This window comes from Halosolutus amylolyticus (genome assembly GCF_023566055.1).
GTDB lineage: Archaea > Halobacteriota > Halobacteria > Halobacteriales > Natrialbaceae > Halosolutus > Halosolutus amylolyticus.
Genome location: NZ_JALIQP010000001.1, coordinates 1,282,677 through 1,309,251, shown reverse-complemented (window position 1 = coordinate 1,309,251; position 26,575 = coordinate 1,282,677). Strand labels below are relative to the sequence as shown.

Genomic DNA, 26,575 nt, shown 5'->3' with positions numbered 1-26,575 from the left:
GGTGCGCTCGTTCTCCCAAACCTCATCACAATCCACGTCTAAGGTCTCTCTGAGCAGGTTGGCGAGTTGCATTGGACACTTCTCGCCACCACCTGCTCATTCCTCAAACTCTCATCTAGACAGTGCCTGCGCGTGAGTCCGATCACCAGGGATACACTTATTAACTGCCGTTTCAGATACCTACATCCATGACAAGCCTAGAGGGCGGTGAGCCGTACCTAGATCCGTCGCTGTCGATCGACGAACGCGTCGCCGATCTGCTCGACCGGATGACGCTCGAGGAGAAGATCGGCCAACTGGCCGGCTCCTACGTCGGGACGCTCGGCGAGGGGCCCCACGGCGTCGACGACGTCATCGACGAAATCGACGAATACCACGTCGGCGCGGTCGCCCCCTTCGGCTGGGGTGGCTCACCCAACGAGTCGCTCGCGGACGCGGTCGACGCGGCGCGACAACTGCAGACCCACGCCGTCGAGGAGACGCGACTTGGCATCCCGCTGCTGTTCGCGGCCGACGCGATCCACGGTCACGCGTACCTCAAAGAGTCGACCGTGTTCCCGAACAACCTCGGCGCGGCGGCGACGTGGTCTCCCGGACTCGTCGAACGCACGGCCGAGATCACGGCGGCGGAGATGCGCGCTACCGGGGCCGCCCAGAACTATAGCCCGACCTGCGACGTCGCGCGTGATCCGCGGTGGGGCCGAACCGGAGAGACGTACGGTGAGAGTCCGTACCTCGTCGGGACGCTGGCCGCCAGCGAGGTTCGCGGGTACCAGGGCGAGGACCCCGACGAGTCCTCGGTGCTCGGGACGGCGAAGCACTTTCCGGCCTACGGCGACCCCACGCGCGGCGAGGACGCCGCCCCGGTCGACGTCTCCTCGCACACGCTCCGCAACGTGTTCCTCCCGCCGTTCGAGACCGCGCTCGAGGAGGGCGTCGGCGCGGTGATGCCGTGCTACAACTCGATCGACGGCGAACCGGCCCACGGATCGCGTCGATTCCTGACCGACCTCCTCCGCGAGGAGCTGGGGTTCGACGGGATCGTCGTCTCCGACTGGAACGGGATCGGCCAGCTGCACGAAGAACACCGCACGGCGGGAACGCCGATCGAGGCCGTACGCCAGACTCGCGAGGCGGGACTCGATATCGGGTCGGTCGCCGGGGGCGAACACGCCCGCCACGTCCGGGACCTGATCGAGCGCGGCGACCTCTCGAAACAGCTGATCGAGGCCAGCGCCGAGCGGGTGTTGCGGGCGAAATTCGCGCTCGGCCTCTTCGAGGAGCCGTACCCGAACCCTGCGGCCGAAGACGTCCTGGGCGCTCCCGAGCACCTCGACGTCGCGCGCGAAGCCGTTCGGAAATCGCTCACGCTGTTGCAAAACGACGGGGACGTGCTCCCCCTCGACGACGACGTCGACGAGGTGTTCGTGACCGGGCCGAACGCCGACGAGATCGTCCACCAGAACGGCGGGTGGAGCTGTAACGCGGACGCCGGCGTTCCCGGGACGACGATCCGCGAGGGAATCGTCGACGCCGTCGCCGACGAGACGGTCGTGACCCACGAACCAGGCAGTGGCATTACGACGCCCGTCGATATCGACGCCGCCGCGGAGCGGGCGGCCGAGGCGGACGTCGCCGTGGTCGCGCTCGGCGAAGACTGGTACCTCCACGAATTCGGCCCCGCGGCGGAAACCGACGGCGCGACCGGCGAGTTCCCGACGCGGAACGAACTCTCGCTTCCCGACGCGCAGCGCGACCTCGTCGACGCAGTGGCGGAGACGGGGACACCCGTCGTCGCGGTCCTGGTCACCGGCCGCCCGCTGGCCATCGAGTGGCTGTCTGAGACGGTGCCCGCGATCCTCATGGCGTACTACCCCGGCAGAGTCGGCGGCGAGGTGATCGGTGAGACGCTGTTCGGCGAGGCCGAACCCGGCGGGCGGCTCCCGATTTCGATCCCGCGATCGGCGGCGACACTTCCGACGTATTTCAACCACCGGCCGCACCCGCACCCGATCGGTGCCGACGAGCACCCGCCGTCGTACGACCCGCTGTTCGAGTTCGGCCACGGACTCAGCTACACCACCGTCGAGTACGAGTCGATCGACCTGTCTGGCGACGCGATCAGCCCGGACGAGGACCTCACGGTCCGCGTCACGCTGGCCAACACGGGCGATCGGCGCGGGAGCGAGGTCGTCCAGGTGTTCGGTCGGGACGAGTTCAGTTCGGTCGTCACGCCCGTCCGCGAACTGTGGGCATTCGAGCGCGTCGAACTGGCACCCGGCGAACGAGTGACCGTGGAACTCCGGATCAGCGCGGACCGGATCGGGCTCTTCGAGCGGTCGCGCGACGGCCGCGTCGACGCCGGGAACCTCCGCCTCTTCGTCGGGGGCCGGACGTTCGACCTCGACGTCGGGCCGAGCGATCGCTGAACCGCCAACACTGCACGGACGACGCCGCGACCAACTCCTTCTCGTCGCCGCTCGTTACGAAACCCGATATCGACGCGGCCGCTATCGGCCGCAATCGCCAGTACCGCGTAGACTGGCCGTGGATCCGAATCCATCGCGATCGAACGAAACCAAAACGACACTATTCCCCGAATCATATACTCTCTTACTGTTTTTCGTTTCGCGTTTTCTAGACTGAAAGAGGGAGACTAGAAGGACCCGATAATGTAAGAAATATATTTATTGTTGCCCCTATAGACAAATATATTATACGTAGTTGTCCGGAACCACACTGCGGCGGGAGTACGACCTGCCGAGCGCGCCAAATCATTTACACGCGTATTGGTGTAAATGACCGATCGTGCCGAACCCGGGTGCCCGGGTAGTCGAGGTGGTGAGCCCGCTGTGTCGGTGGCCGGATCCACCGCGGCGTCTATGCGTCTCCGACCGGGACCCGATTGCCACACACGTATGCATGCGGATGCGGATTCGTCAGCCGGGAGGGAGCGCTTCAGCCGACCCCCTGCGGGAAGGGCCGATCGTGTACTGGAGACGGATGTCGACTCCGTGAGACGAGCCACTATCGAACTATCCTGAACTGAGACACAAGCGATTCTTCGCTCGATCGGTGTAGATCGCCCACGTCAAGCGATGACGCACGACGTATATCGGCTGGCCGATAACGTTCTAGACTCGCCGACGGCAAAGCCATCGCGTAACGGTGACTGGTCTTGGCTGTATGCCAGTCGGGCGAGCGTTAGAAAACCGTTCGAACAGAACCCACACGACTACGATACACGGCGACCGTAGTAATCACTGGACGGATAGTTATCGGTAGAGATAGCAAATCATATAGTATATCTTATTTTATATAGTCGGGCGTTATGGACGATCGGCGGTCTGTACGAAACGTTGCGGATGCGACCGCCAGTAGTGACTCCAGACGCCGAATATCAGCTATTTGAGGCCGAACAGTGACGGGTAGCGCTTTCATAATTTGAATCCAACACCGTGAATACGGAAAATACGATCGTATCGCTCTCGAGGCACCGAAACGTCGAGAAATCGAATACTGAGAGTCGAATCGGATCGTCGACGACTGGTGCGGAAACGAGACGGGAAGACGATTAGTACTCGTTCTTTAGGATAAGTAGATCCCCAATTACGACATATAAACTATATATTTAGATATTGAATATGATTGAGCAGACAACTCATGGCGATCGCTCTGCGGCAGGTGGGCAATCCACGGATCCCGATCGGAGAACGCGTGCTACTCGGTCCGTTCGGGATCGCCGCGCGGAGCTGGGACGGAGTCGTCGACGATCGTCACGACGCCGTCCTCGACGGTGATGTCGAGAATCGACGTGACGTCGTGGTCGATGCCCTCGAGAGCGTCCTCGCCGCCGACCTTGCGCATGACGACGACGACGTCGACGATGTCGGCCCCGATCGCGTCGAGTGCGTCCGTAATCGCCCGGAGCGTTCCGCCGGTGCTGAGCATGTCGTCGAGCAGGAGTACGGAATCGCCCGCTTCGACGTCGTTGATGTACATGTCGCTCTCGGCGTAGCCGGTCTGCTGTGTCAGCGAGACCTCGCCGTCCAACCCGTACTCTCGTTTGCGGATGACGACGAGTGGGATGTCGGTGAGCAGGGAGACGGCAGTGGAGATGTGAATACCCATCGCCGCGGGGGTGACGATCTTGTCCACGTCCTGGAGGTCGGCCGTCGTGACGATGCGCGACGCGACTTCCCGGAGCAGCGCTGGGTCGAGTTTCGGGACGCAGTTGCTGATCGGATGCACGAGATACTCGTAGTCGCCCTTCTCGATTATCGGCGCCTCGTGCATCGACCGTTCCAGCTTATCCATGTCGGTAGTTCTCGCAGACGGAATAAAAGATGTTGGTCGACGATTCGGGCCAGCAGTCGCCGCGTGACCGCGATCCTGACCGGGATGGGTTCGAATCCGGCTTCCTGACGTGACGACGGGGCGGGTCGAGTTCCATCACGAGACGATCGTGAGCCGGTTCGATTCGAACGAGCAGACGAGGCCCCGGTCGAACCGCGAGGTGTGCTCGAGCGCCGCCGAGAGGACGGCTTTCGCGCGTCGTTCGAGTCTCTCGTCGTCGGCCTTGTTGACGAGCGGGACGACCGTCGCGTCGTCGGGAACGCGCTTCAGTCCGCCGCGAGGGTGTGCGAGGACCCGCCCGACGGCGTCCGGCGTGAGCGGGTCCCCCTCGGTGAGCCCCGACAGGCGTTCGACCCGATCGACGCGGTGAACGACGTCGGCCGTGAGGGGGCGACCGACGGCCCGGACGGACGTGACCGGGACGACGAAAGTGCTCGACTCGGGGATCGGCGGTTCGTCCGGCCCTGGAGCCTTGAATTCGCGCATTCTGGCTCCGTCGGCCTTGAGGAGGAGCCAGTCGACGGCCCCCTCTCGAAACAGCGAACTCAGGACGGCGGGGTCGTAGCCGCGAACTTTCTCGTCGACGCGGTCCGGATCGGCGATCCGATCGCTCGCCAGCGCGATCGGCGCGGTCTCCTCGTCCAGAACGGCCCGAACGCGATCGGGATCGGCGAGCACGAGCGGAAGGGCCGCCGGTGGCGGCATGTGCGTCGACGTGGTGTAGGCCGCCGCGAGTTCGCGATCGTCCGCCTCCGTGACCAGTCGTTCCATGGCGGTCTTCTTGCCGCCGGCACCGACGAACGAGACGAGTTCCTCGTCCCCGAGTCCGAGCGCGTCGGCGAGGTTCATACCTGCACCTGTCCGGCTGACAGCATGAGCGTTTCGGCGAGCGCGGACGCCCCGACCCGGCGTGGACGCGCGACCCGAAGTGCTCGTCCCGACCCGGCGTGGACGCGCGACCCGAAGTGCTCGTCCCGACCCGGCGTGGACGCGCGACCCGAGGTGATGGGCGAACGACCCGACGGCGGCGACACAATTATTCGGACGGCTTCGGTAGAGTATCGCATGGAACGAGTGGACGTCACCGGAGAAGTGTGTCCGCGTCCCGCGCTCATCGTCCGACGACGGCTCGGCGACCTCGAGGCAGGCGACGAACTGCTCGTTCGCGGCGACTATCCGCCGGCCGAGCACAACCTCCGTCGAACGTGTACGAAACACGGCTACGAGGTCGAAGATCGGCCGGCACCCGACGACGCCGAGGGCGGCTTCGAGTTGCTGATCCGGCCGACCGCGGACGACCCGATCGAGGGGGACCCATGACCGACGAGGCGGCCGATCGCTCGCCGGCCCTGACCGAGTACGCGGAACTGCACGGCTGCTCGTGCAAGGTCGGGCAGGACGACCTCGACTCGTTGCTCGCGGACGTCGGCCTGTCGGCCCCGCAGGCGGACCTGCAGTTCGGCGTCGGCGAGGACGCGAGCGCCCGCCGGATCGCGGACGATCGCAGTCTCGTGACGACGATCGATTTCTTCACGCCGATCGTGGACGACCCGTACGCGTTCGGCCGCGTCGCCGCGTGCAACGCCGCCAGCGACGCCTTCGCGACCGGTGCCGCCGACGACCTGACGTTCCTGGTCGTGCTCGGCCTCCCGCGAGCGGTGACGGACGCGGCCACGGAGATCCTGGAGGGGATCGTCGACGCGGTGGACGACGTGGGCGGCGTCGTCGGGGGCGGACACACGATCATGAACCCGTGGCCGATCGCCGGCGGGTCCGTTACCGCGACCGCGTCGCCGGATCACCTGCTCCGGACGAGCGACGCGTCGCCCGCCGAGCGCCTCTACCTGACCAAACCGCTCGGGACCCAGGCGGCGATGGGCGCCCGTCGAGTACGGGACGGGGAGTTCGCCGAGACGATCGCCGACGCGACGCCCCGACCAGTCCAGCACGTCGCCGACGAGGCGCTCGGCTGGATGACGACCCCGAACAGGGACGCCATGCTCGCGGCCCGCGAGTACGCGACGGCCGCGACCGACGTCACGGGCTTCGGCCTCCTCGGACAGGCCCGCGTCCTCGCCGAGAACGCCGACGTCGGCGTCGAACTCACGCACCTGCCCGTCATCGACGGGACGCTCGAACTCTCGCGGCTCTTCGGCTACGGACTCGAGGACGGAGAGAGCGCGGAGACGAGCGGCGGCCTGTTGCTGTCGGTCCCGGACTCGCGGACCGAGGCGTTCGAGGACGCCCTCTCGACTGCCGGAGTCTTCCATCGCGAGGTCGGCCGCGTCACCGACGGCTCCGGCGCGGCGCTCGTCGATCCCACGATCGAGTCGATCCGCGAGTAACGGTCGCGAGACGATCGAGTCGATGCGGGAACGCTCACGAGCGGGGCAATGCGATTCGGGGGACGCTCACGAGCGGTTGAGCACCGCCTCGAGAACGCCGCCGCCGAGACAGAGCGCCTTGTCCGAGATTTTCGTGTGATCGACGTCTTCGCGGGGGTCGACGTCGCCGAGTTTCGCGTCGGCGGAGACGGAGACGCCGTCGTGGACGAGGCCCCGGACGAGCCCGTCGATCTCCGTGACCACGGGGTCGTCGTCGACGTACCCGACGATCGACTCGGCCTCGACGCGTGCCCCGATCTCGACGGCTGGCGACCAGGTGCCCGCGCTCGGCGCACGGAGAACGCGTTCGTGGGTGTACCCCCGCCGCTCGCCGGGTTCGCCGTCGTACGGACTGGGTTTCCCGTCGTAGATAACGTGACCGAGTTCGTGGCCCCGATCGGTTTCGACGACCGCGTCCACGTTCTCGCCGGCCTCGAATCCGGGGCCGAGGCCGACGACGACGTCCGCGAGGTCCCGCCGGGTCCCGGTGTCGGTCTTCCCCTTCGCCATGATCGCGTCGACGACGGCCAGGGGGTCGTGATCGTCGACGACGGCGGCGTTCGGATCGTCGAGGACGGGCACCTCGTCGTCGGCGAGGACGGCGATCGCCTCGTCCACGTCGGCGACGCGACGCGCCGTCACTCCCTGGACGGTGACTGCTTCCTCGTACATCGCGCTCGCGAACGCGACCGCGCGGCGGACGACGGTCGGCCGGGCCGTCTCGGTCACGACGACCGGGAACCCCGCCCGGTGGAGGCGATAGACCACGCCGCTCCCGAGGTCGCCGCCGCCCCGGACGACGACGAGGTCCTCGAGAGTCAGGCGGGTCGCGCGCTCGCCGCTCGCCCCGTGGCGATCGCGATGCATCTCGGCGAGGATCGAGAGCGCGACGTCCGCGGGGCCGCCGCCGCCGAGGTCGAGGCCGACGGGCGAGCGAACGCGGACGAGATCCCGACGCGAGTAGCCGTCCTCGCGGAGCGAGTCGACGACGTGTGCGGCCTTGTCCTCGCTGGCGACGAGGCCGACGTAGCCAGCGCCGCCGTCGAGCGCGGCGGCGACGGCCTGCTGGTCGAACGTCCCGCTTCGCGTCGCCACCGCGACCGCCGTCTCCGACGTCATCGGGCGGTCGGCGAGCGCCTCGTCGTAGCCCCCGTGGACGACGTCGGTCTCGTCGGGGAACCGCTCCGGGTCCGCGTACCCCTCGCGATCGTCGACGACCGTGACGTCGTAGCCGAGTCGCTCGCCCATCGCGGCGAGTTCGACCGCGATGTGACCGCCGCCGGCGACGTAGAGCCGGGAGCGACCGCGGATCCGATCGACGAAGACGTCCATCGAGCCGCCACAGACCATGCCGGTGTTGCCGCCGGGGCGCAGTTCGTACGTTCGGACCCCCGGTTCCGCGTCGCCGCGGAGCACCTCGCGGGCTTCGTCGACGGCGAGCCCTTCGACCGTCCCGCCGCCGATCGTGCCGTACTCGTCGTCCGCGGTCACGAGCATCTTCGCGCCCACGTCCCGCGGCGCGCTGCCGTCCTTGTCGACGATCGTCAGCATCGCGGCCGGTCGGCCCCGCTCGACGAGGTCGTCGAGGCGGTCGAACAGCGTCATACGAAACTCGTCACCTCGTGGTCGACCACGAGTTCGATCAGTTCGTCGTACGTGACGGTGTCGATCCGCTCGGGGAGAGTCACCCCGCGCATCTCGACGTCCCGTTCGACCGCGAGGGTCGGTACGTCGAGGTCCGGATCGAGCAGGACGCCGTCCTGTATCAGGACGACGATGCCGTCGCCGTCGGTCGCTGCCGTTCGACAGCCGATCTCGGCCATCGGTTCGTCGATCAGGTAGAGCATTGTCAGAAGTCCAGCGTGTGGTCCGCGCGTTCGATCATCGATGCGACCTCCTCGCCCGATCGGACACTGACGTCGGGGGCGATCTCGTCGCCCGTGACGTCCCGTTTCCGCATCGAGGCCGCGTCGACGAACAGGTCGCCGTCCTCCGCGTCCAGATCGGCGAGGTGGCCCGCCATGTTGAGCGCGTCCCGATCGATCGCCTCGCGAGCGGCGTAGACGCCGTCCTGGGTGAACACGACCGAGACGTCGTGGCGATCGAAGCCGGCCGCGACGCCGCGTGCGGCCCGGAGCCCTTCGGGCACGTGGACCCGGCCGTACGGGGCCCGGGTGAGCATGACGACGACGTCGCGCTTCATAGCGAGATCACCCTGTCGGCCTCGCCGATCGTGTCCGCGAGATCCGGGAGCAGGCCGACCTCGACGCCGTCCGGGTAGTCGGTCTCGGCGTCGATCCCGCGCGCGTTGACACAGAGCCCACAGCAGATCACCTCTGCGCCGTCGGCGATCAGTTCCTGGAACTTCTCGGTCGGCATCTGGTCGTACAGCCCCGCGTCCGAGCAGTCGGGGAGGTGCTGGTCGGCGACGGGGACGTACGCGCCGTCGAGATAGTGAAAGTACGTGACCGCGTGCCCGGCGTCGAGCGCCGCCCGCCCGAGTTCGTAGGCGGTGCGCCACCGTTCGCTGTCGAAGGGACCGCCGGTGAGCAAGAACCCGACGTGGATCATGTCCGATACGTTGGCAGAGAGCGATAATAAGAGTTAGCATGGCACAAAACCGCGAGCGGACGGGTCGATCGGCAGGGTGGCCGCAGGCGGACGGGCCGTTCGGTGGCTGGGCGGGTCCGGAGACGCCGGCCGGGAGTCGCCAGTCACTCGATCACGACGTCGACGTGCTCCCAGCGCTCGACGTCGACCAGCCCCCGGTTCGTCAGCCGGTACTCGGGGATCACCTCGAGCGCGAGGAACGAGAGGGTCATCAGTCCGTGCCGATCGAGTCCGAGGTCCTCGGTGCGATCGATCACCGTCTCGAACTGGTCGCAGACGACCGTCAACGGCCGGTCGGACATCAGGCCAGCGACGGGCAGGGGAACCGCCGCGATCCCCTCGCCGTCCCGGTCCGGATCGGAGACGGCGATGCCGCCGTCGACGTCCCGGAGGTGGTTCGCGACCTGCGCCATCGCGTCGACGGACGTCCCCGCGACGACGCAGTTGTGTGCGTCGTGGGCGACCGTCGACCCGATCGCGCCCCGCTCGAGGCCGAGTCCGCGGACGAAGCCGCGACCGATCCCGCCGTCGCGACCGTGGCGCTCGACGACCGCGATCGAGAGCACGTCGTCGTCGGGACGCGGTTCGATCGCGCCGTCGACGATCGGCAGGGACGCCTCCGCGCGGCCGGTCTGGATCCCCCCGGTGAGGTCGATCACCCGGACGTCGGCGCGTTCGGTCGACGAGTCCGGGGCCTCGAGCGCCAGGTCCCGTCCCGTGATCGGATCGAAGTCGACGGTCCCCGTCGAGAGCGCGGTCGACGGCGGGTCGCGATCGGTACGCGTGGGATCGAGATTCCCGTCGACGAGCACGTGCTCGACGGCCCACGTCTCGAGATCGTCGAGCAACACCAGGTCGGCCGGCGCGCCGGGTTCGATCCGGCCGAACGGGAGGTCGTAGGCCTCGGCCGTGTTGAGCGTCGCCATCTGCACGGCTTCGACCGGGTCGACGCCCAGGTCGATCGCCTTGCGCACCGCGAAGTCGACGCCGCCGTTCTCGACCAGGTCGACCACGTCTCGATCGTCCGAACACAGCGACAGCCGACGCGTGGGAACCTCGTCGACGAGGCCGACGAGGTCGGCGAGGTTCTTCGACGACGACCCCTCGCGCAGGTAGACCCGGAACCCGAGATCGACTTTCTCGCGCGCCTCGGCCTCGGTGATGCTCTCGTGGTCGGTGTCGAGGTAGCGCGCGGCTTCCTGCAGGTCCGATCCGGTCACCCGGGGCAGGTGCCCGTCGACGGTCAACCCGCGCTCCCGGGCGGCCCGGATCTTCGCGTGCAGGTCCGTCTCGCCCGACACGAGCGCGGGGAGGTCCATCACCTCGCCGAGCGCGACGACGTGTTCGTGATCGAGCAACGCCACGACGTCGTCCGCGTCGAGCGTGGCACCGCCGTCCTGCAGGCTCGACGCCGGAACGCTCGAGGGGACGCTGAACCGGACCTTCAGCGGCGTCTTCGTCGCGTCCTCGAAGACGGCCCGGACGCCCGCCGCGCCGAGGACGTTCGCGATCTCATGGGGGTCGTGGACGACGCTCGTCACCCCGCGAGGCACCATCGCGTCGCCGTACTGGGGTACCGTGACCATGCTCGATTCGACGTGCTTGTGCGCGTCGATCAGTCCCGGGGCGACGTACTCGGCCTCCAGTTCGCGATCCGCCGGCCGCTCCTCGAGCGCCACGACCTCCCCGTCGTCGATCGCGATCGCGCGGTCCTCGAGCGTGGCCGTGTTGACGTTGACGAGCGTCCCGCGAACGAGCGTGTCGACGCGAGTCATTCGTCACCTCCAGCAGTGGCGGTCCGCCCGCTGGCCGTCGCGGCCGACACCCGATCGGCCGGGCGATCGATCGGAGTCGGCCCGTGCGCGGGCCGCGTGAACGTCCATTCGGTGGCCATATGTCGTCTCCGTCAGTCCTCCTGGACGACGGTCGGGTCGGCGGGTGACGGATCGTCGCCGTCGACCGGTTCTTCGAGGCCCATCTCGTAGTCGCCGTCCGGGCGCGGGACGAGCGAGTTGAGGAGCACCGCCGCGAAGGCGGTCATGATGACCGCGTTGCCGAAGAAGATGTCGACGCCCTCCGGCATCGCCTCGAATATCTCGGGTCGCACCTCGACGCCGAGGCCGAGTCCGATCGAGACGGCGATGATGACCATGTTCCGCCGGTTCATGCGCTCGTTCAGGAAGATGAGCCGCAGACCGCTCGCCATCACCATCCCGAACATGACGAGCACCGCACCACCGAGGACGGAGTCGGGAATCGTCGCGACGACGGCGCTGACCTTGGGAATGAATCCGAGCAACAACAGCACGACGCCGCCGACGCCAACCACGTACCGGCTCATAACGCCAGTGAAGTTGATGATGCCGACGTTCTGCGAGAACGTCGTCAGCGGGAACGCCCCGAAGATGGCCCCGATCGAACTCCCGATGCCGTCGACGAACAGGCCGCCGCGGATCTCCGAGTCGTCCGGGTTCCGTCCTTCCGCGGCCGTGATGCCGGACATGTCGCCGATCGACTCGATCGCCGCCGTGATGTGGATCGCGGTGAACGTCAGGATGGCGATCGGTTCGAACGCGAACCCGAATCGACCGGGAATCGGGAGCGCGAACCAGCTCGCTTCCGCGACTGCCGTGAAGTCGACGATGCCGATGGCGACGGCCGCGACGTAGCCGACGACGATCCCGATGAGAATGCTGAGGATGCGCCAGATGCCCTCCATGAAGAGGTTCATCCCGACGGTGATCGCCAGGACCAGCCCGGCGAGTCCGAGGTGATACGGCGCGCCGTAGTCGGGGGCTTCGGCGCCGCCGGCCACGTAGTCCATTCCGACCGGGATCAGGTAGAGGCCGATGATCATCACGATGAGGCCCGTTACGAGCGGCGGGAACAGCTGTTTGACTCGCTTGTACTGCCAGCCGATGAGGATCTCGACGAGCGCCGCGATGACGATCGCACCGAAGACGGCGTCGAGACCGTACTGTCCGCCGATCGAGATCGCCGCACCGACGAACGCGAAACTCGACCCCATGACGATGGGGAGGCGCGCCCCGACCGGACCGATCGGGAACACCTGCAAGAGCGTCGCCAGCCCGGAGAATATCAGCACCATCTGGATCAGATAGGTCGTGTCGGCGGCCCCGACCCCGATCGCTCCGGCGACGATGATGGCCACGGCGATCGTCGGAACGAACATCGCCGAGACGTGTTGTAAGCCGAGGAAGATCGCCTTGAGCGTCGGCGGTTTCTCTTCTAACTCGTACGCCAGTTCGATGGACCCATCGTTGGATGACATGGGATAACAAGGTACAAATCTCCCTGGGGAGTGATAAATTCTTTGTTACATCCACATTTGGCAACACCACTCCCGAGTATTACCACAGTCGTCCACCGAAAATGGAGAATCCGTATTAAGACGGCGTATTTGTGCGGTGCGGGTCGTGCGAAGCCCACAGTTCGAAATCGGTCCTCAGGTTCCGGATATCACGCCGCCCGCCGAGACGTAGTAGTAGAGCACGAACGCCGCGGCCAGGACCCACTGCCCGGGGCGGACGTCTCCCGTTTCCCCCATCGTCGTCTTGATGACCGGATAGCTGATGATCCCCGCCGCCAGTCCGTTGGCGATCGAGGCCGTCAGCGGCATGACGGTGATGGTGAGTCCGCCCGAGATGAGCCAGGCCGGGTTCTCCCAGTCGATGTCCGTCACGCCCTGAAGCATGATGATCCCGACGACCACGAGCGCGAGGTACGACGCGTACTGCGGGATCGCGGCGATCAGCGGCACGGCCACGAGCGAGAGCAAGAACAGGCCGCCGACCGTGAGCGCCGTCATTCCCGTTCGCCCGCCCTCTTCGATCCCGGTCGAACTCTCGATGAACGTCGTCACCGTCGAGGTGCCGACCATCGCCCCGAACGTCGTGCCGACCGCGTCGGCCATCAGCGGCTTCTCCATCTCCGGGAGGTCACCGTCCTCGTCGAGGAAGCCCCCGAACTGCGAGACGCCGATCAGCGTCCCCGCAGTGTCGAAGAAGTCGACGAAGAAGAACGTGAACACGACCAGGACGAACGTCGCCGGCTCGATCTGCCCGAAGCCGTCGAGGAAGGCCCCGGCCAGCGGCGTGATGTCGTACTGCGGCGAGGCGAGTTGTGCCGGTGCGAGGACGCCCCGATCGACGACGCCGCCGAGCGTGAGCCCCCAGCCCGCGATCGCGGTCGTGACGATCCCGATGATGATGGCGCCGGTAATGTCGCGTGCGTACAGGATGAACGTGAACGCGAGTCCCGCGAGCGCGACGAGTGCGACGGGATCCGTCGCGACGTCGTTCAACTGGACCAGCGTCGCCTCGTACTGGACGATGACGTTCATCTCGATGAGGCCGAGCAACAGCAGGAACAGGCCGATCCCCGCACCGACGGCGAACTTGACCGGTGCCGGGAACAGTTCGATGACGTACCGTCTCGCGCCGAAATACGTCAGGGCCATGAAGATCACGCCCTCGACGAAGACGGCCGCAAGCGCCGTCTGCCACGGGATGCCGAGCAGTATTACGACCGTGAACGCGAAGTACGCGTTCAACCCCATCCCCGGAGCCAATCCGAACGGTCGATTCGCGTAAAACGCCATCACCAGGATGGCGACGGCGGACGCCAGAATGGTCGCGATGGCGATCATCTGGAACACCTCCTGTTGCGAGTAGCCCTCGATCCGGATCGCCTCGGAGAGGATCGCGGGATTCACGATGATGATATACGACATCGTCAGGAACGTCGTCGCTCCCGCGATCAGTTCCGTCCGCAAATCGGTCCCGTGCTCCTCGAATCCGAAGTACTCCCCCAGCCAGGACTGCGTACCGGTCGAATCTGACATATACGCCATGCTACACCATACCATCATATAATTTTCCCTGATCGACGCCCCGACACCCACGTTCGCACACCCGTTTCGCCCGTTGTGGCACACGACGATCGGTCCGTGGCACACGGCTGTTGCGACCGGATCGACTCAGGAAACGGACCAAGTGACGACGACCGGAGAACGGGGTGAACGCACGCGGACACCCCGACCTGAACAACGTTTAAGCGGTCGGACGGGTATCGACGCGTATGAAGCGCGTGATCAGTACCGACGACGCACCGGCCGCAGTCGGTGCCTACAGCCAGGCGACGACCACCGGCGACGTCACGTTCACGGCCGGACAGATTCCCATGACTGCCGACGGGGAGTTGCTCGACGACGAGTCGATCGCCGTCCAGACTGAACAGGCGCTCGGCAACGTCGAAGCCGTCCTGGCCGAGGAAGGCCTCGAGATGAGCGACGTCCTCAAAGTGACCGTCTTCCTCGACGACATCGAGACTTTCGACGAGATGAACGAGACCTACGCCGAGTTCTTCGACGCGGAGCCCCCGGCCCGGAGCGCCGTCGAGGTGGCGAACCTGCCAAAGGGCGTCGGGGTCGAGATCGAAGCGATCGCGTCGAACGACTGATCGACCGCGGCGGTCGCGTTTTCAGGACGCCCTCCCGGTGAGCGGCGGCGAAATCGACCGCCGCGATCGATCGAGTCGTCAGCCCCTGTGGCAACCATAAATATATGTATCGCTGTCTCGCATCTTACACTACGAGACGTATGCTAGTGATACGCTTACAGGAGGGATCACTGTGCAGTTCAGCCTGACCGTCAACGGCGACCCGACGAGTATCGACGCAGCGCCCGAGGAAGACCTCGCGACGGTCCTGCGACGCGAGGGGTACACCGGCGTGAAGTGCGGCTGTGACGGCGGCGTCTGCGGTGCCTCGAAGGTGCTCATCGACGGCGAGGCCCGGATGGCCTGCGGGACGACCGTCGGGGACGTCGACGGCGCGACGATCGTGACGATCGAGGGACTGGGCACGCAGGACGACCTCCACCCGATCCAGCAGGCGTTCGTCGATCACTTCGCGGTCCAGTGTGGCTTCTGTATCCCCGGGATGATCGTCCAGACGAAAGCGTTGCTCGAGGAGACCCCGGACCCGAGCGAAGCCGAGGCCCGGGCGGCGATCGACGACAACCTGTGTCGGTGTACCGGCTACCAGAAACCCGTCGAGGCGATACTCGACGCCGCCGAGCGGGTGAACGGCGACGGAGCCGTCGCGACGGACGGCGGCACGTCGCCCGCATCCACCGCTCGCGGGACGACCGAAGACGGCGGTGAGAGCCATGAGTGATCCGGACGAACCGAAACCCGACGGCGGTACCGCATCGCAACCGGAGGGTGAGTCCCCGGAACTCGAGGACCACCCCCTCGAGTGGGACGAACCCGAGAACAACGACCTGGCACCCGACGAGCGAGCCAGCGTCTCGCGACCGGCCCAGAAGGACGACGACCCGAAACTCGTCACCGGCCAGGCGAAGTACACGGCGGACTACGAGACGCAGTTCCCCGACCTCGCACGCGCCGCGGTCGTGCGAAGCGAGATCCTGCACGGCTACGTGACCGATATCGACGCGAGCGCGGCCGAGGAGATGGACGGGGTCCACGCCGTCCTGACGCCGTGGTCCGAGGGGACGCCCGACGCGAAGTACACGAGCGCGGGCCAGTCCTACCCCGAACCGAGCCCGTGGGACATGACCGTGCTCAACGAGCACGTCCGCTACGTCGGCGATCCGATCGCGGCGGTCGCGGCAGAGGACGCCGAGACCGCACGCGCCGCAGCCGAGAGCATCGAGGTCGAGTACGAGGAAGCAGAGTACGTGCTCGATCCCGAGGCGGCCCACTCCGAGGACGCGCCGCGACTGTTCGAGGAGGACGAGGTCGAGAACGAGATCGTCGGCCACGACTACAGCCGGAACCGGATGGCACACATCGAGGGCGAGATCGGCGACGTCGAGGACGCCGTGGCGCGCGAGGACGTCCACGTCCACGAGACCGAGTGGGAGACGATCCGCCAGTCCCACGCCCAGATCGAGCCCCACACCACCCTCGCGTACACGGACGAGGACGATCGCCACGTGCTCGTCACGAGCACGCAGGTGCCGAACCACACCCGCCGACAGCTGGCACACCTGTTCGACGTCCCCATCCGGGACGTTCGCGTCTCGAAGCCCCGCGTCGGCGGCGGTTTCGGCGGCAAGCAGGCGATGGTCGTCGAGCCGATCCCGCTCGCGCTCTCGATCGCGGCCGATCGGCCCGTCCTCTACGAGGCCACGCGCGAAGAGGAGTTCCACGCGATGCGCTCGCGACACCCGATGACGGTGCGAGCGCGCACCGCTGTCACCGAGGACGGCTCGATCGAAGCGATCGACCTGTACGCCCTCTCGAACACGGGCGCGTACGGGAGCCACGGGATGACGGTCGCCGGCAACGTCGGGAGCAAGCCGATGCCGCTGTACTCGAAGGTCCCGAACGCGCGATTCGAGGCCGACATCGTCCACACGAACACGCCACAGACGGGCGCGATGCGGGGCTACGGCGCACCGCAGGGGACCCTCGCGCTCGAGGGCCACCTCGACGAGGTCGCGCGCGACCTCGACCTGGACCCCGTCGAGTTCCGCCAGCGCCACTACATGGAGGTCGGCGATCTCGACGAAATCGCCGGCATGATGGGCGGCGAAGGTGCGGAACGGCGGATCCGATCGTGCGGCCTCGACGAGTGTATCGAGCGCGGCAAGGACGCGATCGGCTGGGACGACGTCGAACAGCCCGACGAGGACCATCTCCACCGCGGTATCGGGATGGCCCTCTCGGCCCAGGGAACCGGCGTGGCGGGCGACGAACTCGGCGCGGCCCAGCTCATGATGAACGAGGACGGCTCGTTCCACCTCCACGTCGGCGGCGTCGACATCGGAACGGGGGCCGACACGGCGTTCATCCAGATCGCGGCCGAGGTGCTGGGCTGTGACGAGGAAGACATCGTCATCAAATCGTCGGACACGGACGTGACGCCGTTCGACTACGGCGCGTACGCCTCGTCGACCACCTACATCAGCGGCATGGCGGTCAAGAAGGCCGCCGAAGACGCGAAAGAGCGGATCCTCTACTGGGGGTCGAAGCTCCTCGAAGAGCCCGAGTCGAACCTCGACACAGGGGACGGGACGGTCTACAGCGAGGAGACGGGTGCGAGCGTAAGCCTCGAGGAGATCGGCTACGAGGCCGCCTACGGCCACGACGAGCGCGAACACATCCTCGGCAAGGGGACCCACTGTACGGAGGAGAGCCCGCCGCCGTTCGCCGCGCAGTTCGCGGACGTCACCGTCGACGAGGAAACCGGCGAGTTCGAGGTCACCGAACTCGTCGTCGCGGTCGACTGCGGCGTCGCGATCAACCCCGGCATGGCCGAGGGTCAGGTCGAGGGCGCGAACCACATGAGCTACGAGATGGCCGTCAGCGAGGGCATCACGTTCGACGACGAGGGCCGATCGGAAGTGCGGGGCTTCGACGACTACGACTGGCCGACGGCCGCGGAGACGCCCACGATCGAATCGATCCTGGTCGAGACCCACGAGCCGACCGGCCCCTTCGGCGCGAAATCCGTCGCCGAGGTGCCGACGAACACGGTCCCGCCCGCGCTGAGCAACGCCATCCGCGAGGCGGTCGGCGTCCGCATCACCGAGATGCCGATCACCGCGGAGAAGATCAACGCCGCGCTCGAGGACGACGGCTGAACCGCGCCTCGATCGCGACTCCGGCGGCAGGGCGGTTTCCGATCGCTTTCACGACGGATTGCCACGGCGCGCTGACCTGGTTTTTTGCGAACCAGTACAGGGCAGAAACCTCGACAATTATTTAGGTGCCAGCCCGCGATGGTGAACACATAGTGTTAGCATCACCCATAGAGTGAGCGATATGCACATCGACTGTACAATCAACGGTAACGAGCGGATGTTCGAGGTATCGAAGTCCGACCTCCTCCTCGACGTGTTGCGTCGAAACGGGTACACGGGCGCGAAGCGGGGCTGTGACACCGGCGCGTGCGGCATGTGTACGGTCCAGATCGACGGCGAGCCGACGATGTCGTGCGTGACGCCCGTCGCGAAAGCCGACGGCGCGACCGTCGAGACGATCGAGGGGCTGGGAACCCAGGACGACCTCCACCCGGTCCAGCAGGCGTTCGTCGACAACTCGGCCCTGCAGTGTGGCTTTTGCATCCCGGGGATGATCATGCGATCGAAGGCCCTGCTGGAGGAGAACCCGGACCCGACCGAGGCCGAGGTCCGTGAGGCGCTCTCGGACAACCTCTGTCGGTGTACGGGGTACAAGAAAATCGTCGAGGCGGTCCTCGACGCGTCGGATCGCCTGGCGGAACAGGCGGTCGCCGCGGACGGCGGGCGAGCGGCGACCGACCGGTGCTGTGACTGTCACTGCGCCGGCGACCGACCGACGGGGGCCGATCGGCGAGGTGAGACCGACCGATGAGTACGCCCGACGACGCCGATCGGGCCGACGCGGACGCCGACGCCGTCGAGGGGGACGGCGGGATGGAGGAGATCGAGCGGGAGGAACCGCCAGGCGTGGACGCTTCCGAAGACGTGGCCGCCTCCGGAGACGCGGCCGATACGGAGGCGTCCGCTGACGAGGCGAACGCCGAGGAGTCCCCCGTGGAGTGGGACGAACCGGAAAACAATCGCAAGCCCAGAGCGGAGCGCGTGAACCTCACGACGGACGTCGAGAAGGACGACGCGCGAAAGATCGTCACCGGAGAGGCCCGGTACACGGCCGACTACAGCCGCCGGTTTCCCGATCTCGCCCACGGCACGGTCGTCCGGAGCGAGATCGCACACGGCTACGTGACGGCCATCGACACGAGCGACGCCGAGGCGATCGAGGGCGTCTACGCGGTCGTCACTCCCAGGGACGACGTCGTCCCCGACACGCTGTACTCGAGTTCCGGGCAGTCCTACCCCGAGCCGAGCCCGTGGGACATGCGCGTCCTCAGGCGACACGTCCGGTTCGTCGGGGACCCGATCGCGGCCGTGGCCGCCGAGACGAGCGAGATTGCCGATCGGGCCGCCCGCGCGATCGACGTCGAGTACGAGGAGCGCGAGGACGTCTTCGACGTCGAGGCGGCGCTAGAGCCGGACGCCCCGCGACTGTTCGAGGACGACGAAGTCGAGAACGCACAGAGCGGCGCGGACTACGGGCGCAACCTCGAGTCGCACTTCGAGGGCGAGATCGGCGACGTCGAGGCCGCGTTCGATCGCGACGACGTCCGGATCCACGAGACCGAACTGGAGACGCCCTACCAGTCCCACTGCGTCCCCGAACCCCACACGACGATCGCCTACACCGACGAGGACGGGCGATACACGTTCATCACGGCGACGCAGGTCCCGAACCACACACGTCGACAGCTAGCGCACGTCTTCGACGTCCCGATCCGGGACGTCCGGGTCGAAAAACCGAGCGTGGGTGCCGGCTTCGGCGCGAAACAGGAGATGGCGATCGAACCGATCACGTTCGCGCTCCACCTGGCGGCGGACCGGCCGGTCAAACTCGAGATGACGAGACGGGAGGAGTTCTACGCGCTCCGATCGCGTCACCCGATGGACCTGACGATGCGATCGGCGGTGACCGAGGACGGGACCATCGTCGCGATGGACCTCTACGCGCGCTCGAACGCCGGAGCGTACGGGACCCACGGGATGACGGTCGCCTCGAACGTCGGGACCAAGGCACTCCCCCTGTATCCGCGCGTCCCGAACGTCCGGTTCGAGGGGGACGTCGTCCACACGAACCTGCCGATGGGGGCCGCGATGCGCGGCTACGGCGCGCCGCAGGGCCACTTCGCCGTCGAGGCGCACCTGGACGAGGTCGCCCGCGACCTCGGGGTCGACCCGATCGAGTTCAAGCGGAACCACGCGATCCGGACGGGCGACCTCGACGACGTCTCGACCATCCTCAAGGACGACGATCGGTTCGCCCGGCGGATCCGATCGTGCGGCCTCCGCGAGTGTATCGACCGCGGCAAGGACGCGATCGGCTGGGACGAGATCGAGCAGCCCGACGAGGACCATCTCCACCGCGGCGTCGGCATGGCGATCTGTGCACAGGGGAGCGGCGTCGCGGGCAGGGAACTCGGCGCGGCCAAGCTCAAGATGAACGAGGACGGCTCGTTCCACCTCCACGTCGGCGGCGTCGACACCGGCACCGGCAACGACACGATGTTCAGCCAGGTCGCGGCCGAAGTGCTCGGCTGTGGACCGGACGATATCGTCGTCACGTCCTCGGACACCGACGTCACGCCGTTCGACTACGGCTCCTACGCCTCGTCGACGACCTACATCAGCGGGACGGCGGTCAAGAAGGCCGCCGAGGACACGAAGGAACGAATCCGCTACTGGGGGTCGAAACTCCTCGAGGAGTCCGAATCGAACCTCGAAACCGAGGGCGGCGAGGTCTACAGCGAGGCGACGGGCGCGAGCGTGAGCCTCGAGGAGATCGGCTACGAGGCGACCTACGGCCACGACGAGCGCGAGCAGATCATGGGCGACGGCCACCACTCGACGGACGAGAGTCCGCCGCCGTTCGGCGCGCAGTTCGTGGACGTCACCGTCGACGAGGAAACCGGCGAGTTCGAACTCAACGAACTGGTCTACGCCGCCGACTGCGGCGTCGCGATCAACCCGCCGCTCGCCGAGGGCCAGGTCGAGGGCGGCCAGCACATGAGTCTCGAGTACGCGACCAGCGGCGGCCTGGAGTTCGACGACGAGGGGAACCCACAGACCACCGGCTTCCGCCAGTACGGGATGCCCCGGACGACGGACCACCCGCCGATGGAAACGATCCTGGTCGAAACCCACGAGCCGACCGGTCCCTTCGGCGCGAAGTCGATCGGCGAACTGCCGACCAACGGCATCCCGCCGGCGCTGAGCAACGCCATCCGCGACGCCGTCGGGGTGCGGCTGACCTCCCTGCCGATCACTTCCGAGGACGTCAAGGCGGCGATCGATCGGCGCGGTGCGGAGAACTATAGTAGCAACTGAAACGATTTACACACTGATCGCAAAGCCGTCCTGCGATCAGGTGTGCATTGACTTTCAGTTGCTACTATAAACTGACACTGGGGGAGTCCTGCCGATTCTGGGTGGGTCGCGAACGACGATCGGGTCGCGTCCGGGCCCCGAATGCCCTCTGCGAACGCACCGCATACGATGCGTATACGGCCGGCGAGCGGTCGGCTCGTGACTCCGGGCTCGACTATCCGACGGACTCGACACGGCGCGGGGACGATCGCCCGATCAGTGAGCCGATTCGGCCTCGTCCGCTCGCGAGGCGGCCCGATCGGTCACGCGGATCCGGAGGGAGAACGTCTTCGCTCCGTCCGCGTCCGCGTCTACAGCGTCCGCATTCGAAGCGGTTCCGTCGTCGTCCGCGTCGGCGACCGCGTACCCGTGCTTGTAGCACGTGCGCCGAATGCTCCGCTCGGCCGGCGGATAATCGCCGGTAACGACGAGTTCGTCGCCCGGTTCGAGTTCCGCGAGACAGCACCGGACGATGCTCACCGGCTGCGGACAGACCATTCCGCTGACGTCGATCTGCACGCGAATCGCTACGAGCACGCGCCCCATAACTGTTGGTGGCCGTCGGCGTGGCTCGTGGGAGCCGGCGGTTAGAACCGCGACTCGTCCCCGACGGTTTCGATCCCCTCCCGGGACGCCCGCCTACGGCGCTTCTAGGGCCGCACCTCGTCGGCCGCGTCGCGGTGTTCCTCCAGCGACAGGCCGACCTCGTTCGCCCGATCGCGGATCGCGTCCGCGTCGACGGTCGTCACCTCGCCGTCGTCCAGCAGCACCTTCCCGTCGACCATCGAGAAGACGACGTCGTCGCCGTGTGCGCCGAAGACGAGGTGCGAGAGCGGATCGTGGATCGGCGTCGCGCGCGTCACGTCGGTCGTGATCCCGACGATGTCCGCCCGCCATCCCTCCCGGAGGGCGCCGAGTTTCTCGAAGCCGGCGGCCTTCGCACCGTTGATCGTCGCCATCTCGAACAGCGTCTCGGCCGGGGCCGCGACGGGATCGAGCCGATCGACCTTCTGGAGGAGACTGCCCTGGCGCATCTCCGTGAACGGATCGAGCGTGTTGTTACACGGCGGCCCGTCGTTCCCGAGCGCGACGTTGATGCCGCGATCGAGGTAGTCCGTGACGGGCGCGACGCCGCTGGCCAGTTTCATGTTCGACGACGGGCAGTGGGTGACGTGCGTTCCGGTCTCGGCCAGGACCTCGCGCTCGCTCTCGTCCGTCCAGACGCAGTGGGCGAGGACGACGTCCTCCCCCGTGAGGCCGACCTCGTCGAGCCAGTGGATGTTGCGCATCCCGGTGTCGGACTCGACGGTCTCGATCTCGCTCCGGTTCTCGCTCGCGTGCGTGTGAATCCGAACGCCATCGTACGAGTCCGCGAGGTCCCGCGCGCCACGGAGACACGCCTCGGAACAGGAGACGGCGAACCGCGGCGTCACCGCGTACCGGATCCGATCGTCAAACGAGCCGTGGTACCTCCGGATGAGCCGTTCCGTCTCGGCGAGCGCGGCGTCGGTCTCCTCGGCGAGTCCCTCGGGCGATCGGCGATCCATCAGGACCTTCCCGAGCAGGCCCCGAATCCCGATCTCGCCGGCCGCCTCGAACGCCCGATCGGCGTGGTTGACCGACAGATGATCGATACACGTCGTCGTCCCGCTCTCGACGAGTTCGAGGTAGCCCAGTTTCGCCGCGATCTCCATCTCCTCGGCCGACAGCGACGCCTCCATCGGGAGAACGTACTCGAAGAGCCAGTCGAGCAACTCCGAGTCGTCAGCGATCCCGCGGCCGAGACTCTGGACCGAGTGAATGTGGCCGCCGACCAGACCGGGAAGGAGAATGTCGTACGATCGCTCCTCGCGATCGGGATACCGATCGACCAGATCCGTCCGCCGGCCAACCGCCTCGATCCGCGACCCCGCGACGACCACGCACCCCTCCTCGATGACGGTGTCGGCGTCCGCGATCACCGTTCCGGATAGTAGCATACGTCACTAACTCGTCGTCGAAATTGAAAATGATTGCTACTGCCGGGTCGCGGACGGCCCCGGGAATCGATCGCGATCCACCCGATCGGCACCTCAGGTCGACGCTTGCTCGTTCACTGCCCGGAGGAGGACCTCCGCACCGGTGACGACGTCCTCCCACTCGGTGTACTCGCTCTCCCGGTGGCTGATGCCGTCGACGCTCGGGGCGAATATCATGCTGGTCGGCGTGATCTTGTTGAGGTAGTTGGCGTCGTGGCCCGCCCCGCTCACCAGTCGGGTGTACTCGCAGCCGGCGTCTTCGGCCGCCTGCGCGACGGTCTCGATACATTCGTCGTCGAACGGGTCGGCGTCGACGCGCATGATTTCCTCGAACTCGTACTCGAGGCCCTCGCGCTCGGCGGCCCACTCGATCTCGTCCTGGATGCGCTCGAGGGCCGCGTCGACCACGGCGTTGTCGTACGATCGGAAGTCGAGGGTGAACTCGACGCGTTCGGGAATGACGTTGATCGCGTTCGGCCAGACGTCGACGCTGCCGACCGTGCCGACGAGGTCGGTCCCCTCGGTGGCCGTGATCTCGCGGACGGCTTTCGTCACGTCCGCCGTGGCGACGAACGCGTCGTGGCGCATGTTCATCGGCGTCGGGCCGGCGTGGTTGGCCTGTCCCTCGAAGGCGACGTTCATCCACGAGAAGCCGAAGACGCCCTCGACGACCCCGACGCTCAGATCCGCCCGTTCGAGGAACGGCCCCTGTTCGACGTGGACCTCGAAGTAGCAGTGCAGATCATCCGGTTCGCAGGGTTCCTCGCCCTTGTATCCGATCCGTTCGAGTTCGTCGCCGAATCGATTTCCGTCCTTGTCCTCCCGATCGTAGGCGTACTCGAGGTCGAAGACGCCGGTGTAGACGCCGCTGCCGAGCATGTCCGGCTGGAAGCGGACGCCCTCCTCGTTGCTCCAGGCGACGATCTCGAGCGGCCGATCGGTCTCGATGCCGGCGTCGTCGAACGCCTCGACGACCTCGAGTGCGCTGAGGACGCCGACGACGCCGTCGTACCGGCCGCCGTTGTACTGGCTGTCGACGTGGGACCCGAACAGGACCGCGTCCGCCTCCGGATCGCGTCCCTCGCGGCGGCCGAAGATGTTCCCCATCTCGTCGATGCGCACCTCGAGCCCTGCATCGCGGAACCACTCGACCAGCAGGTCGCGCGCCCGTTTGTTCTCGTCGGAGAGCGAGGGTCGATTCACGCCGCCGGCGTCGGTCGCGCCGATCTCGTTGAACTCGTCGAACCGATCGCGGAACCGACGCTCGTCGATCGTTGCGTCCGTCATATGCCATCACACCGAGTCCACGCTCTTTAACATTCCGACGAACTGCAGTGTGGCGGTCCGATCGGGCCGACGTTCCGGGTGTAACGACCAAAAGAATCAAATCACCGATACACGATACCACTGGTATGTCGGCTCCGAGCACCGAGTCCATAGAGTTCCGCAACGCGCGGGTTCTCGACGGGAGCGGCGGCGACGCCGTCACCGCCAGCGTCCTCGTCCAGGGCGGTCGAATCCGTCGAATCGCCGCCGATCCCGCCGGTGCCGATCGCGAAATCGACCTCGACGGCGCGGTTCTCGCGCCGGGCTTCATCGACATGCACGCGCACTCGGAACTGCGACTGTTCGACAGGCCCGGGGCGCCTGAGAAAGTAACCCAGGGCGTCACGACGGAGGTCCTCGGGCAGGACGGCGTCAGCGTCGCACCCGTCCCGACGGACCTGAAGACGGAGTGGGCGAACCGGATCCAGTCGCTCGACGGTCGGATCGAGGGCGAGTGGCCGTGGACCGACGTCGCGGGGTATCTCGACGAACTGGCCGACGCCGACCCCGCCGTCAACTGCGCCTTCTACGCCCCGCACGGGAACCTCCGGTCGCTCGTGGCCGGCTTCGAGGATCGACCGCTCTCCGACGCCGAACTCGAGACGGTCCGGGCCGAACTGGGGACCGCGCTGGACGGGGGTGCGTTCGGCCTCTCGAAGGGGATGATCTACCCGCCGAGTTCCTACGGTCGCGACACCGAACTGGAAGCGCTCGCGGCGACCCTCGGCGATCGGGACTCGTTCATGATCTCGCACGTCTGGAACGAGACCGATTACGTCGTCGAGTCGATCGAGCGCTACCTCGACATCTGTCACTGCGGCGGCTGTGACGCCCACGTCTCGCACCTCAAGGTCGGCGGCCAGCACAACTGGGGCGCCTCGGAGGACGTCCGCTCGCTGTTCGACGAGGCCGAAGCGCGGGGACAGCGCGTCTCCTTCGACCAGTACCCATACACCGCCGGGTCGACGATGCTCACGGCACTGTTGCCCCCGTGGGCGCGACGGGGGGACTCGACGGCGATACGCGAGCGCCTCCGCGAGGCGTCCGTGCGCGAACGGATCGCCGCCGACATCGACGACGAGTCGGGCGACTGGGAGAACCTCGCCCGTGCGGCGGGCACGTGGGACAACATCCTGATCACGCGAACGGCGAGCGGACGGCATCAGGGGGAGACGATCGCCGACATCGCGGCCGAACGGAATCGCGACCCGGTCGAGGCGATGTGTGACCTGCTCGTCGAGGAGGACCTCGACGTGACGATGGCCGACTTCGTCATGTCCGAGGACGACATCGAGCGCTTCCTCGCCGACCCGCGCGGGACGTTCTGTACCGACGGCATCTTCGGCGGCAAACCCCACCCGCGTGCGATCGGGACGTTCCCCCGGATCCTCGAACGATACGTCCGGGAACGGGAGACGCTGTCGCTCGAACGGATGGTGTACAAGGCCGCAGGTCGACCGGCGGACCTGCTCGGACTCCCCGATCGAGGCTACGTCGAGGAGGGTTACGTGGCCGACCTGGTCGTCTTCGATCCCGACGCGGTCGTCGAACGACCGACCTACGAGGACCCCTTCCGGCTCACCGAGGACTTCGACTACGTCCTCGTCGGCGGCGAGGTTGCCGTCGGGGGCGGCGAGCCGACCGGCGTCCGCAACGGCGCCGTGCTCCGATCGACCGAGGAGTGGGGCGGTCGAACCCGTCCGTCCACGTCCCGACGATCGTTCTAGACGGATCGCCTCGACGTACCGCGTTTCGAGTCCGACACACCCGTATCACGAGCGTGGCACGCGACGTGTGGCGTGTGCCGTCGCACGGTCGACCCGCAACGGTTCGGACGGAGACCGGGATCGATCGGGCTCGTCGGACGGGCGCGATCCGAACGGCGACC

General features: G+C 66.9%; 22 protein-coding genes and 1 pseudogene. 9 read left to right on the top strand and 14 right to left on the bottom strand.

What is annotated here, in order from left to right; translation table 11 throughout:
- A pseudogene (locus MUN73_RS06360) lies at positions 1-72 on the bottom strand (IS6 family transposase); the annotation flags it as partial.
- Between the two features lie 116 nt (positions 73-188).
- Between MUN73_RS06360 and MUN73_RS06355 the strand changes: the two are divergent.
- Complete coding sequence (locus tag MUN73_RS06355) at positions 189-2,429, top strand: glycoside hydrolase family 3 N-terminal domain-containing protein (RefSeq protein WP_250139589.1); 2,241 nt, start codon at positions 189-191, stop codon at positions 2,427-2,429.
- Between the two features lie 1,291 nt (positions 2,430-3,720).
- Here the strand turns inward: MUN73_RS06355 and hpt are convergent.
- Entirely contained in the window at positions 3,721-4,317 is a 597-nt protein-coding gene (gene hpt, locus MUN73_RS06345; RefSeq protein WP_250139588.1) for a hypoxanthine/guanine phosphoribosyltransferase, read from the bottom strand.
- 135 nt (positions 4,318-4,452) lie between these two features.
- Complete coding sequence (gene yqeC, locus MUN73_RS06340) at positions 4,453-5,205, bottom strand: selenium cofactor biosynthesis protein YqeC (protein WP_250139587.1); 753 nt, start codon at positions 5,203-5,205, stop codon at positions 4,453-4,455.
- Between the two features lie 216 nt (positions 5,206-5,421).
- On the opposite strand from yqeC, the gene MUN73_RS06335 reads away from it, so the two are divergent.
- Positions 5,422-5,676 carry a sulfurtransferase TusA family protein gene (locus MUN73_RS06335; protein ID WP_250139586.1) on the top strand — a complete coding sequence of 85 codons (255 nt, stop codon included), beginning with the start codon at positions 5,422-5,424 and terminating at the stop codon, positions 5,674-5,676.
- On the top strand, positions 5,673-6,701 hold the full coding sequence (gene selD / locus MUN73_RS06330; protein WP_250139585.1) for a selenide, water dikinase SelD: 1,029 nt from the start codon (positions 5,673-5,675) through the stop codon (positions 6,699-6,701). The genes MUN73_RS06335 and selD overlap by 4 nt, the downstream gene beginning before the upstream one ends.
- Before the next feature lie 66 nt (positions 6,702-6,767).
- On the opposite strand, the gene yqeB is transcribed toward selD, so the two are convergent.
- The 8 genes from yqeB to MUN73_RS06295 all read right to left on the bottom strand — a co-directional run bounded on the left by yqeB (position 6,768) and on the right by MUN73_RS06295 (position 14,223).
- The gene (yqeB, locus tag MUN73_RS06325) at positions 6,768-8,345 is read right to left on the bottom strand and encodes a selenium-dependent molybdenum cofactor biosynthesis protein YqeB (protein ID WP_250139584.1); all 1,578 of its coding nucleotides are present in this window, start codon (positions 8,343-8,345) and stop codon (positions 6,768-6,770) included.
- Complete coding sequence (locus MUN73_RS06320) at positions 8,342-8,587, bottom strand: hypothetical protein (protein WP_250139583.1); 246 nt, start codon at positions 8,585-8,587, stop codon at positions 8,342-8,344. The genes yqeB and MUN73_RS06320 overlap by 4 nt, the downstream gene beginning before the upstream one ends.
- Before the next feature lie 2 nt (positions 8,588-8,589).
- Entirely contained in the window at positions 8,590-8,943 is a 354-nt protein-coding gene (locus MUN73_RS06315) for a DsrE family protein (RefSeq protein ID WP_250139582.1), read from the bottom strand.
- Complete coding sequence (locus MUN73_RS06310; protein WP_250139581.1) at positions 8,940-9,311, bottom strand: DsrE/DsrF/TusD sulfur relay family protein; 372 nt, start codon at positions 9,309-9,311, stop codon at positions 8,940-8,942. The genes MUN73_RS06315 and MUN73_RS06310 overlap by 4 nt, the downstream gene beginning before the upstream one ends.
- Positions 9,312-9,454: 143 nt before the next feature.
- Positions 9,455-11,125: an adenine deaminase gene (gene ade / locus MUN73_RS06305; protein WP_250139580.1), complete on the bottom strand. Its 1,671-nt coding sequence runs from the start codon at positions 11,123-11,125 to the stop codon at positions 9,455-9,457.
- Positions 11,122-11,244 (bottom strand): hypothetical protein, encoded by a 123-nt coding sequence (locus tag MUN73_RS22555; RefSeq protein ID WP_265339103.1) that lies wholly within the window; start codon positions 11,242-11,244, stop codon positions 11,122-11,124. The genes ade and MUN73_RS22555 overlap by 4 nt, the downstream gene beginning before the upstream one ends.
- Before the next feature lie 12 nt (positions 11,245-11,256).
- Positions 11,257-12,642, bottom strand: a complete 1,386-nt coding sequence (locus tag MUN73_RS06300; RefSeq protein WP_250139579.1) for a uracil-xanthine permease family protein — start codon at positions 12,640-12,642, stop codon at positions 11,257-11,259.
- Positions 12,643-12,816: 174 nt separating this feature from the next.
- Positions 12,817-14,223: an NCS2 family permease gene (locus tag MUN73_RS06295; protein ID WP_382181658.1), complete on the bottom strand. Its 1,407-nt coding sequence runs from the start codon at positions 14,221-14,223 to the stop codon at positions 12,817-12,819.
- A 227-nt stretch (positions 14,224-14,450) separates the two neighbouring features.
- On the opposite strand from MUN73_RS06295, the gene MUN73_RS06290 reads away from it, so the two are divergent.
- The 5 genes from MUN73_RS06290 (at position 14,451) to MUN73_RS06270 (ending at position 21,304) form a co-directional block, all read left to right on the top strand.
- Complete coding sequence (locus tag MUN73_RS06290; RefSeq protein ID WP_250139577.1) at positions 14,451-14,831, top strand: Rid family detoxifying hydrolase; 381 nt, start codon at positions 14,451-14,453, stop codon at positions 14,829-14,831.
- A gap of 172 nt (positions 14,832-15,003) precedes the next feature.
- Positions 15,004-15,549, top strand: a complete 546-nt coding sequence (locus MUN73_RS06285; RefSeq protein WP_250139576.1) for a (2Fe-2S)-binding protein — start codon at positions 15,004-15,006, stop codon at positions 15,547-15,549.
- A complete protein-coding gene (locus MUN73_RS06280; protein ID WP_250139575.1) occupies positions 15,542-17,986 on the top strand; it encodes a xanthine dehydrogenase family protein molybdopterin-binding subunit in 2,445 nt (814 codons plus the stop codon). The genes MUN73_RS06285 and MUN73_RS06280 overlap by 8 nt, the downstream gene beginning before the upstream one ends.
- 181 nt (positions 17,987-18,167) lie before the next feature.
- Positions 18,168-18,737 carry a (2Fe-2S)-binding protein gene (locus MUN73_RS06275; protein ID WP_250139574.1) on the top strand — a complete coding sequence of 190 codons (570 nt, stop codon included), beginning with the start codon at positions 18,168-18,170 and terminating at the stop codon, positions 18,735-18,737.
- Positions 18,738-18,799: 62 nt separating this feature from the next.
- On the top strand, positions 18,800-21,304 hold the full coding sequence (locus MUN73_RS06270; RefSeq protein ID WP_382181799.1) for a xanthine dehydrogenase family protein molybdopterin-binding subunit: 2,505 nt from the start codon (positions 18,800-18,802) through the stop codon (positions 21,302-21,304).
- Between the two features lie 255 nt (positions 21,305-21,559).
- On the opposite strand, the gene MUN73_RS06265 is transcribed toward MUN73_RS06270, so the two are convergent.
- From MUN73_RS06265 to MUN73_RS06255, 3 genes are all read right to left on the bottom strand, one after another.
- Positions 21,560-21,862, bottom strand: a complete 303-nt coding sequence (locus tag MUN73_RS06265) for a sulfurtransferase TusA family protein (protein WP_250139572.1) — start codon at positions 21,860-21,862, stop codon at positions 21,560-21,562.
- 131 nt (positions 21,863-21,993) lie between these two features.
- A complete protein-coding gene (locus MUN73_RS06260) occupies positions 21,994-23,322 on the bottom strand; it encodes a 5'-deoxyadenosine deaminase (protein ID WP_250139571.1) in 1,329 nt (442 codons plus the stop codon).
- Positions 23,323-23,415: 93 nt separating this feature from the next.
- The gene (locus tag MUN73_RS06255) at positions 23,416-24,648 is read right to left on the bottom strand and encodes a Zn-dependent hydrolase (RefSeq protein WP_250139570.1); all 1,233 of its coding nucleotides are present in this window, start codon (positions 24,646-24,648) and stop codon (positions 23,416-23,418) included.
- A 125-nt stretch (positions 24,649-24,773) separates the two neighbouring features.
- Between MUN73_RS06255 and MUN73_RS06250 the strand changes: the two genes are divergently transcribed.
- Positions 24,774-26,414, top strand: coding sequence for an N-acyl-D-amino-acid deacylase family protein (locus MUN73_RS06250; RefSeq protein WP_250139569.1), 1,641 nt, complete (start codon positions 24,774-24,776; stop codon positions 26,412-26,414).
- Positions 26,415-26,575 lie beyond the last annotated feature (161 nt).

Bases quoted from the DNA above. Each gene is read 5' to 3' on its own strand.
- MUN73_RS06355 (WP_250139589.1), top strand. From the start codon at position 189: ATGACAAGCCTAGAGGGCGGTGAGCCGTACCTAGATCCGTCGCTGTCG.
- hpt (WP_250139588.1), bottom strand. From the start codon at position 4,317: ATGGATAAGCTGGAACGGTCGATGCACGAGGCGCCGATAATCGAGAAG.
- yqeC (WP_250139587.1), bottom strand. From the start codon at position 5,205: ATGAACCTCGCCGACGCGCTCGGACTCGGGGACGAGGAACTCGTCTCG.
- MUN73_RS06335 (WP_250139586.1), top strand. From the start codon at position 5,422: ATGGAACGAGTGGACGTCACCGGAGAAGTGTGTCCGCGTCCCGCGCTC.
- selD (WP_250139585.1), top strand. From the start codon at position 5,673: ATGACCGACGAGGCGGCCGATCGCTCGCCGGCCCTGACCGAGTACGCG.
- yqeB (WP_250139584.1), bottom strand. From the start codon at position 8,345: ATGACGCTGTTCGACCGCCTCGACGACCTCGTCGAGCGGGGCCGACCG.
- MUN73_RS06320 (WP_250139583.1), bottom strand. From the start codon at position 8,587: ATGCTCTACCTGATCGACGAACCGATGGCCGAGATCGGCTGTCGAACG.
- MUN73_RS06315 (WP_250139582.1), bottom strand. From the start codon at position 8,943: ATGAAGCGCGACGTCGTCGTCATGCTCACCCGGGCCCCGTACGGCCGG.
- MUN73_RS06310 (WP_250139581.1), bottom strand. From the start codon at position 9,311: ATGATCCACGTCGGGTTCTTGCTCACCGGCGGTCCCTTCGACAGCGAA.
- ade (WP_250139580.1), bottom strand. From the start codon at position 11,125: ATGACTCGCGTCGACACGCTCGTTCGCGGGACGCTCGTCAACGTCAAC.
- MUN73_RS22555 (WP_265339103.1), bottom strand. From the start codon at position 11,244: ATGGCCACCGAATGGACGTTCACGCGGCCCGCGCACGGGCCGACTCCG.
- MUN73_RS06300 (WP_250139579.1), bottom strand. From the start codon at position 12,642: ATGTCATCCAACGATGGGTCCATCGAACTGGCGTACGAGTTAGAAGAG.
- MUN73_RS06295 (WP_382181658.1), bottom strand. From the start codon at position 14,223: ATGGCGTATATGTCAGATTCGACCGGTACGCAGTCCTGGCTGGGGGAG.
- MUN73_RS06290 (WP_250139577.1), top strand. From the start codon at position 14,451: ATGAAGCGCGTGATCAGTACCGACGACGCACCGGCCGCAGTCGGTGCC.
- MUN73_RS06280 (WP_250139575.1), top strand. From the start codon at position 15,542: ATGAGTGATCCGGACGAACCGAAACCCGACGGCGGTACCGCATCGCAA.
- MUN73_RS06275 (WP_250139574.1), top strand. From the start codon at position 18,168: ATGCACATCGACTGTACAATCAACGGTAACGAGCGGATGTTCGAGGTA.
- MUN73_RS06270 (WP_382181799.1), top strand. From the start codon at position 18,800: ATGGAGGAGATCGAGCGGGAGGAACCGCCAGGCGTGGACGCTTCCGAA.
- MUN73_RS06260 (WP_250139571.1), bottom strand. From the start codon at position 23,322: ATGCTACTATCCGGAACGGTGATCGCGGACGCCGACACCGTCATCGAG.
- MUN73_RS06255 (WP_250139570.1), bottom strand. From the start codon at position 24,648: ATGACGGACGCAACGATCGACGAGCGTCGGTTCCGCGATCGGTTCGAC.
- MUN73_RS06250 (WP_250139569.1), top strand. From the start codon at position 24,774: ATGTCGGCTCCGAGCACCGAGTCCATAGAGTTCCGCAACGCGCGGGTT.